The following is an 8,230-nucleotide window of genomic DNA, read 5'->3' as shown; positions in this document are numbered from 1 at the left end:
CCTCGGCGGCAAGCTCACCAAGCTGACCAAGGACCAGGCCGAGTACATCGACGTCGACGTGGACGGCCCCTACAAGCCCGAGCACTACCGCTACTGACCTGCGGTCCGAACGGCCGGGGCCCGTCGCGGCCCCGGCCGTTCCGCTACGTCCACTCGACGCCGATGCCCGCGACGCCGGGCCCGACGTCCTGGAAGTAGGCGCTGACGAACCCGCCGAGCCCGCACACCAGCTCCTCCAGGTCCACCGGGGCCGCGTCGGCGTCCACCCGGAACTGCCTGGTGCACCGCGCGGGCAGGGCACGGCGGTTGAACGCCAGTTGCAGCAGGTAGCCGCGGCACGGTTCGCGGAACGACCGCCGGTGGCCGGGCGTCGGCCCGCCGGTGTCGTCCACCACGGTGAAGCTGAACACGTGCTCCTCGCCCTCGGCGAGCCGGCGGTCGAACAGCAGCTCGAACACGAGCCCGCGGGTGGCGAGCTGCCGGCGCAGCCGGCCCAGCCGGCACCCCTCGCCCGGTCGCACGAGCGCGTTGTCGATCAGGCAGCCCTCGTCGCCCTGGTGCACGGCCAGGTACCGGTCCGGCCCGGCCTTCGTCGCCCGGACCACCAGCCGCGTGCTGATCGACCGCTGCTCCCGCTCGGGCCCGATCAGCACGGTGTCGTGCACGGACAGCACCTCGATGCCGGCGTTCGCGCCGACGTCGCCGACCGGCTCGAACTCCGACACCACCGGCGTCGGCGACCCCCAGGCGCCCGGCCTGGCGGGCCGCGGCTGCGGCCGGTTGCCGACCAGCGCCACCAGCGACTCCGCCGGCAGCCTCAGCACCGTCTCCAACGCCCGCACGGTGTTGATGGCGCGGGGCACTTCGGGGTGCCGCAACCCGCGCTGCCAGTAGCTGAGGGTGGACTGCCCGACCTGGACGCCCAGTTGCCCGAGGTGCGCGCGCAGCCGGGCCAGCGAGAGGCCGCGGTGCGCGATGGCGTCGTGCAGCGCCCGGTGGAACGGCCCGTAGCGCAGGGTCTCGGCGAGGCCGTTGGGCAGGCTCCCCGGCGGCTGGGCGGCCTGGTCGTCGACCGGTCTGGCGTGCCCGGAATCCGCGGTCACCGCGGCACCACCCTTTCGCGCAACCGGAAATGGGGTTCACCGTAGTCACTCAATCTGGTGACGCAAAGGATCTCTCATCACCCAACTGGGGGAAGTGGTGCCGCCGATCGTGCAGAGGTGGTGCCCCTTAGGGTGTGCCTCGTGGGAAAACTCGTCGTGATCGAGGGCCTGGACGGCGCGGGCAAGCGCACGTTGGCCAGGGCGCTGACCGACGCCCTGGGCGCGCGGGGCGCGAAGGTCTCGACCGGCGCGTTCCCCCGCTACGACCAGGACGTGCACGCCGACCTGGTGCGCGACGCGCTGCACGGCCGGCTCGGCGACCTGACCGACTCGGTGTACGGCATGGCCGTCCTCTACGCGCTGGACCGGCGTGGCGCGGGGGACGCGATCCGCGCCGACCTCGACCGGTACGACGTGGTCCTGCTCGACCGGTACATCGCGTCGAACGCGGCCTACGGGGCGGCCCGGCTGGGCCAGGGCGCCGACGGCGCGTTCGTGGCGTGGCTGCGGGCGCTGGAGGTGGACCGCTTCGGGTTGCCGATCCCGGACCTGCACCTGCTGCTCCGCGTGCCCCCGGCCGTGGCGGCGGACCGGGCGGCGCACCGCGAGGCCGAGGAGTCCCGCGACCGCGACCTGTACGAGTCGGACGGCGGCCTCCAGGGGCGCTGCGCCGCCGTCTACGACGGGCTGGCCGCAGCCGGGTGGCTCTCCCCCTGGGAGGTGCTGGACGGCACCGCTGACCTGCGCGTCGATCCGCTCCTCGACCGGTGGTTCCCCCGTTAGTGTAAAAAAGTAACGAAACGTCACCACCCCACCGATGAGTCGCTGAGGATTCGCGTTCAGCGGGACGAGGTGGGCTCGTGGATCGGCGGCACAGACCGGCTACGGAGTGGACGCGCACGGCGACCAGCAGCGATGACCGCTGGGGGGTGCGTGGACTTCCGACCACTAGTGGGACGATGTTGGGTATGAAGGCACGCGTGCTCGTCGTCGACGACGACCCCGCTCTGGCGGAGATGCTGACCATCGTGCTTCGGGGCGAGGGCTTCGACACCGCTGTGGTGGCCGACGGCGCCCGCGCGCTGCCCGCGCTGCGCGAGTTGAAGCCGGACCTGGTCCTGCTGGACCTGATGCTCCCGGGCATGAACGGCATCGACGTCTGCAAGGCGATCCGGTCCGAGTCGGGCGTCCCGATCGTGATGCTGACCGCGAAGAGCGACACCGTCGACGTGGTGCTGGGCCTGGAGTCCGGCGCGGACGACTACGTGGTCAAGCCGTTCAAGCCGAAGGAGCTGGTGGCGCGCATCCGCGCCCGCCTGCGCCGCACCGAGGCCGAGCCCGCCGAGGTGCTCCAGATCGGCGATCTGACCATCGACGTGCCCGGCCACGAGGTGCTGCGCGAGGGCAAGCCGATCCAGCTCACCCCGCTGGAGTTCGACCTGCTCGTGGCGCTGGCCCGCAAGCCGCGCCAGGTGTTCACCCGCGAGGTGCTGCTGGAGCAGGTGTGGGGCTACCGGCACGCGGCGGACACGCGGCTGGTGAACGTCCACGTGCAGCGGCTGCGGTCCAAGGTCGAGCGCGACCCGGAGCACCCCGAGGTGGTGCTGACCGTGCGCGGGGTCGGGTACAAGGCCGGGCCGCCGTGACGAGGCGCCTCCCCCGGCGACCCCGCGAGGGCGGGTCGGTCGTCCGCGACGCGCCGGCCGGCGATCAGGCGCCCGGATCGTCGGACGACCGGTCGCGGACCCCCGAGCCCGGTGCAGCCGGAGGCGGCGCTCTCCGTCACCCCAAGCCCCGGTGGTTCGACCCCGTGGCGCGCGAGGCGCGTCGCGTGGTGCAGCGCGCGCGTCGGCAGGTCGTCGCGTTCGGCGAGCTGTGGCGGCGCTCGTTGCAGCTGCGGGTCGTGGTCAGCACGCTCGCGCTGTCCTCCGCCGTGGTGTTCGTGCTCGGCATGGTGCTCCAGGTGCAGATCACCGGGCAGCTGCTGGAGACCAAGATCGAGGCGGCGGTCCGGCAGACCGAGGCCAGCGCGGCGGCGATCCAGCCCGACCTGGCGGGCCTCAACCCCGGCCCGGACAGCGTCAAGACCCGGTTCACCACCGCCCTGAACAAGATCAATACGTCGGGGGTCGACCTCGACCCCACCAGTTCCGGCGCGGGCGCGTTCGAGCCGGTGCTCCGCGACCCCGTCGGCACCGGCTCCGACGGCCTGCCGGTCGCCGTCGGCCAGTACGAGGACGTGCCGGACGGCCTGTTCAAGATGCTCGAACGGGGCAGCGCCGGCTACCAGATCACCACCGTGGAACGGGAGACCGGGCCGACGACCCTGCTCGTGGTCGGCAAACCGGTGAACAGCTCCGCCCGCGCCATGCACCTGTACCTGCTGTTCCCGCTGACCAGCGAGCAGGCCACCGCCGACGTCGTGCAGAGCACCCTGGTCGTCGGCGGCATCGTGCTGCTCCTGCTGCTCGCGCTGATCGCGAACCTGGTCACGCGGCAGGTCGTGCGGCCGGTCCGGCAGGCCGCCGAGATCGCCGAGCGGTTCGCCGACGGCAGCCTCGACGAGCGCATGCCCGTGGTCGGCGAGGACGACGTGGCGCGCCTGGCCGAGTCGTACAACGAGATGGCCGCCAGCATCCAGCGGCAGATCCACCAGCTCGAGGAGTTCGGCCAGCTCCAGCGCCGGTTCACCTCCGACGTCTCGCACGAGCTGCGCACCCCGCTGACGACCGTGCGGATGGCCGCGGACGTGCTGCACGCCTCCCGGGAGCAGTTCCCCGGCGGCCTGGCCCGCTCCACCGAGCTGCTGGTCGACGAGCTGGACCGGTTCGAGTCGCTGCTCGGCGACCTGCTGGAGATCAGCAGGCTGGACGCGGGCGTGGAGGAGCTGGCCGCCGAGCTGGTCGACATCCGCGTGCTGGCCCGCCGCGCCCACGACGCGGTGCGCGCCATCGCCAACAGCAGCGGCACCACGATCGTGATGGACCTGCCCGACGAGGAGGTCACCGCCGAGCTGGACTCCCGCCGGGTCGAGCGGATCCTGCGCAACCTGCTGGCCAACGCCATCGACCACGGCGAGGGCATGCCGGTCGAGCTGACCCTGCGGGGTGACGGGGAGGCGGTCGCGGTGACCGTCCGCGACCACGGCGTCGGCCTGCGGCCCGGCGAGGCGGACCTGGTGTTCAACCGCTTCTGGCGCGCCGACCCGTCCCGCAACCGCCGCACCGGCGGCACCGGCCTGGGCCTGTCCATCAGCCTGGAGGACGCGCGCCTGCACGGCGGGTGGCTGGAGGCGTGGGGCGAACGCGGGCTCGGCGCGGTGTTCCGGCTCACCCTGCCGTGCCGCCTCGGCCACGAGCTGACGTCCAGCCCGCTCCCGCTGGAGCCCCCGGACCTGCCGCCCGTGGTCGAGCCCGAGCCCGACGAGCCGGAGGCGGCGGAGGAGGTCGAGCTGACCGAGGAGGAGATCACGTGGCAGCCCGCGCAACCCGTCACCGGCGAACGCGAGGAGGTCCGGTGAGGCTCCTCGCGGTGCTCCTGGCCGTGCTGGTGGCCGCGGGCTGCGCCGCGATCCCCACCGAGACCTCGCCGATCGCGGTCAACCCGTCGGTGGGCAACGCCACCCGGGCCGCCGCGCCCGAGCCGGTCCGGGACATCGACCCGCTGACGCTGGTCCGGGAGTTCGTCAACGCCTCCGCCAACCCCGAGGGCGACTACGCGGCGGCCAAGGCGTACCTGACCGAGGACGCCAAGAAGGCGTGGAACACCAAGGGCACGCCGACGATCATCGACACGACGTTCAACACCGTGCCGACGCCCGGCCTGACCGCCGACGACAAGCACCGCGTCGTGCTGCTCCAGGGCCGCAACGTCGGCCGGCTCCAGCTGGAGGACAACTCGTTCATCCAGCTCATCGGCGCGCTCGACACGCCGATCGGGATCGAGAAGGACGCCGACGACCAGTGGCGCATCTCCGCGCCGCCGGACGGCATCTACGTGCCGCTGGGCGGGTTCCAGCAGAACTACCAGCGGGTGACGCTGTTCTTCTACAGCCCGGACTTCACCGTCCTCGTGCCCGACCCGCGCTGGGTCGTCATCGCGCCGTCCACGTCGATCCCCAGCCGGGTGACGAGCCTGCTGCTCAAGGGCCCCGCCGTGGGCATGCGGGGCGCGCTGGTCACGGCCATCCCGAACGGCGCGACCCAGCGCAAGAGCACGTCCGAGGCCAACGACGGCGCGTTGGAGGTGGACCTGACCAAGGTCGGCGACATCACCGCGCAGGTCGGCAAGCAGATCGTGGCGCAGGTGGTGAAGTCGCTCGCGGGCGTCAGCAGCAGCCGCATCCGGGTGCTGGTCGAGGGCCAGTTCATCAACGCCGACCAGCACGAGTGGCGGCCCGGCGACGTGCAGACCGGCGAGGCGCTGACCACGCCCAACGCCGACCTGGCGGGCCTGCTGGTGTCGGGCGGCCGGGTCAAGCACCTCACCGGCGACCCGGTGCCCGGCCCGGCGGGCACGGGCGACTACCACGCGGTCGGCGCGGCGCAGTCGCTGGACGGCAGCCAACTGGCCGTGGTCAGCCGGACGGGGGAGAACTCCGTGCGGCTGCGGGTCGGGCCGACGGCCGAGCAGTTGGCCGAGGTGGACCTGCGCGCCTCCACCATGACCCGGCCGACGTGGCTGCTCAGCGGCCGGCAGGGCGAGCCGGGCACGGAGGTGTGGACCGTCGCCGACGGCGCGAACGTGGTGCGCGTGATCAAGACCGACGGCGGGTGGACGGCGAACGCGGTCAACGCCTCGGAGCTGGTCGAGCTGGGCCGGATCAGCGAGCTGCGGCTGTCCCGCGACGGCACCCGGGTGGCGGCCGTCGTGGACGGCAAGCTCGTGGTCGCGGCCGTGGTCAAGGGGCAGGACTCGGCGGTGTCGCTGCGGTCGCCGCGCCACCTCCAGCCGTCGCAGCTCGGCAACAGCGCGTTGGCGCTGGACTGGCTCGCGCAGGACGTGCTGGTGGCCAGCACGTCGCTGTCGGCGTACCCGATCGCGAAGGTGAACATCGACGGGGTGCGGGTCGAGCGGTACAACACGTCGAACCTGACCGCGCCGGTGGCCTCGGTGACCGCCGCGCCCGGCCGCAACGTGCTGGCGGTCGACCAGAGCGGGTTGTGGAGCGCGAACGACGTGGGCGACGTGTGGCGCGCGTCGCCGACCAAGGTGGAGGCGGGCACCCAGGTGTTCTACCCGGGCTGACCCATCTTCACCCGATCGGGAACCCCGCGCACCTGCGCGGAGGGGCCGGTTCTGTCGGTGCCCGCCGGCATCGTCGGTCGCATGCCGATCGAACTGCTGTTCCCGTCCCGTTGTCCCGGCTGCGGCGCGTGGGGCGCGCGCCCGTGCGAGTCCTGCCTGGCCTCGTTCGGCCCACCCGTGCGCGTGCCCGGCGCCGGGCCGCCGGTGTTCGCGCTCGCCGCGTACGGCAGTGCGGCGCGGGAGCTGGTGCTGGCGTTCAAGGAGCGGGGGCGGCGCGAGCTGGCGGCCGTGTTCGGCGCGTTGGTGGCCGCCGCCGTGCCGCGGCTGCCCGGCGTGGGTCCGGGCGCGTGGCTGGTGCCCGCGCCGTCGCGCGCCTCGGCCGCCCGCGCCCGCGGCGGTTCCCACGTGCTGAGAATGGCACGGGCGTCCGGCTTTTCCACCGCGCCGGCGCTCGCGTTCGCGAGGGGAGTTCGCGATTCCGTGCGGCTGGACACCGCGTCCAGACAGGCGAATCTGGCGGGCCGGGTGCGGCTCGTCCCCGGACGGCTGCCCCCGCCGGGTGCGCCGGTTGTCCTGCTGGACGACGTGGTGACGACGGGATCCACGGCACGGGCGTGCGTTTCGGTGTTGAAAGCGGCCGGGATCGGGGTACCCGCTGTGCTCACGTTGACCACAGCGCGCCGAACCCACTCCTACGGGTGAATCGCGCCGGGAACCTCACGGGAGGCTTGCCCGTTGGCCGGTTATGACGCTCGTGCGGAGGCCGTTCGACGTAACCACTCTGCCGACGAGCGCCTGCGCCGGGGTCGGCCGTTCGGGTGAGCCGCCGACAGCGCGCGATGCCGGCACGCCCGCGTGGCGTGGGGCCGGCGCCGGATTTTCGTCGCTCTCCGTTACGAAGAGAAAATTCTGGACTTCCCCCGCCCCGGGGGCTGTCGCAGCGGCGAATACCGGGCTAACGTGCACCGCTATCAGCGTTCCCGGCACGCGGGGAGGAGGCGAACAGCCCATGACCCTGGCGCCGGCGGGGCGCTGAGGGGCCACCCTCAGCGACCGATCCGCGAAGACGATCGCGAAATCTGGCGCCCAGCGATCCGAAGCCATTGCTCGCAGCAAAGCGAGGGAGGTCGTGTATGGACATCGTCGTTAAGGGCCGCAACGTCGAGGTGCCCGATCACTACCGGGTGCACGTCGCCGAAAAGCTGTCCCGATTGGGGCGTTACGACCGCAAGGTCATCCGCTTCGACGTGGAACTCTTCCACGAGCCGAACCGCCGGCAGTCGAAGAACTGCCAGCGCGTCGAGATCACCGGCAAGGGACGGGGCCCGGTGGTCCGTTCCGAAGCGTGCGCGGGCGACTTCTACGCCGCCCTGGACGCCGCGGTGAACAAGCTCGAGAGCCGGCTGCGGCGCTCTCATGACCGCAGGCGCGTGCACCACGGGCGACGTGGCCCGACATCGGTCGCCGAGGCGACCAGCGGACTCGGGGAAGCGCTCCCCCTGCGTCCCGACAACGACGGCGGCCAGGCACAAGGCATGTGGCTGGGCCACACGGCCGTGCTGGAGGCGGCCGAGCCGGAACCCGAGCGCGAGGGCATGGCGGAAGTGCCCGCGCAGCGCTGGGAAGACGGCATCGAGGACAACCTGCCCGGCCGGATCGTGCGCGAGAAAGAGCACACCGCCAAGCCGATGACCGTCGACCAGGCCCTCTACGAGATGGAACTGGTCGGCCACGACTTCTACCTGTTCTCCGACGCCGACAGCGGACGTCCGAGCGTCGTCTACCGCCGGAAGGGGTTCGACTACGGCGTGATCAGGCTGGCCTGAGCGCCGCCTGACCACGGTCCCCAACCCGTGACTTTCGCGACCCCCGGCGCCCTC

General features: G+C 72.6%; 8 protein-coding genes. 7 read left to right on the top strand and 1 reads right to left on the bottom strand.

The features are described 5' to 3' along the window. On the top strand, positions 1-97 hold a 97-nt coding region (locus ACWEFJ_RS05835; RefSeq protein ID WP_449713052.1), incomplete at its 5' end, for an adenosylhomocysteinase. 46 nt (positions 98-143) lie between these two features. Here ACWEFJ_RS05835 and ACWEFJ_RS05830 read toward each other — a convergent pair. Beyond that, positions 144-1,103 carry a hypothetical protein gene (locus tag ACWEFJ_RS05830; RefSeq protein ID WP_378088501.1) on the bottom strand — a complete coding sequence of 320 codons (960 nt, stop codon included), beginning with the start codon at positions 1,101-1,103 and terminating at the stop codon, positions 144-146. A gap of 141 nt (positions 1,104-1,244) precedes the next feature. On the opposite strand from ACWEFJ_RS05830, the gene ACWEFJ_RS05825 reads away from it, so the two are divergent. The 6 genes from ACWEFJ_RS05825 (at position 1,245) to hpf (ending at position 8,176) form a co-directional block, all read left to right on the top strand. Then, positions 1,245-1,886, top strand: a complete 642-nt coding sequence (locus ACWEFJ_RS05825) for a dTMP kinase (RefSeq protein WP_378088503.1) — start codon at positions 1,245-1,247, stop codon at positions 1,884-1,886. Positions 1,887-2,071: 185 nt separating this feature from the next. Beyond that, a complete protein-coding gene (gene mtrA / locus ACWEFJ_RS05820) occupies positions 2,072-2,749 on the top strand; it encodes an MtrAB system response regulator MtrA (RefSeq protein WP_015104936.1) in 678 nt (225 codons plus the stop codon). Positions 2,750-2,913: 164 nt separating this feature from the next. Further along, a complete protein-coding gene (mtrB, locus tag ACWEFJ_RS05815; RefSeq protein ID WP_378088505.1) occupies positions 2,914-4,623 on the top strand; it encodes an MtrAB system histidine kinase MtrB in 1,710 nt (569 codons plus the stop codon). Then, positions 4,620-6,350 (top strand): LpqB family beta-propeller domain-containing protein, encoded by a 1,731-nt coding sequence (locus tag ACWEFJ_RS05810; RefSeq protein ID WP_378088507.1) that lies wholly within the window; start codon positions 4,620-4,622, stop codon positions 6,348-6,350. Before mtrB ends, ACWEFJ_RS05810 begins: the two co-directional genes overlap by 4 nt. Before the next feature lie 81 nt (positions 6,351-6,431). Beyond that, positions 6,432-7,052 carry a ComF family protein gene (locus ACWEFJ_RS05805; protein WP_449713045.1) on the top strand — a complete coding sequence of 207 codons (621 nt, stop codon included), beginning with the start codon at positions 6,432-6,434 and terminating at the stop codon, positions 7,050-7,052. A gap of 431 nt (positions 7,053-7,483) precedes the next feature. Further along, positions 7,484-8,176 carry a ribosome hibernation-promoting factor, HPF/YfiA family gene (gene hpf / locus ACWEFJ_RS05800; RefSeq protein WP_378088510.1) on the top strand — a complete coding sequence of 231 codons (693 nt, stop codon included), beginning with the start codon at positions 7,484-7,486 and terminating at the stop codon, positions 8,174-8,176. Positions 8,177-8,230: the final 54 nt, after the last annotated feature.

The organism is Actinosynnema sp. NPDC004786 (genome assembly GCF_053601135.1).
The sequence above is the reverse complement of the archived record's forward strand: the minus strand, read 5'-3'. Positions and strand labels throughout refer to the sequence as shown.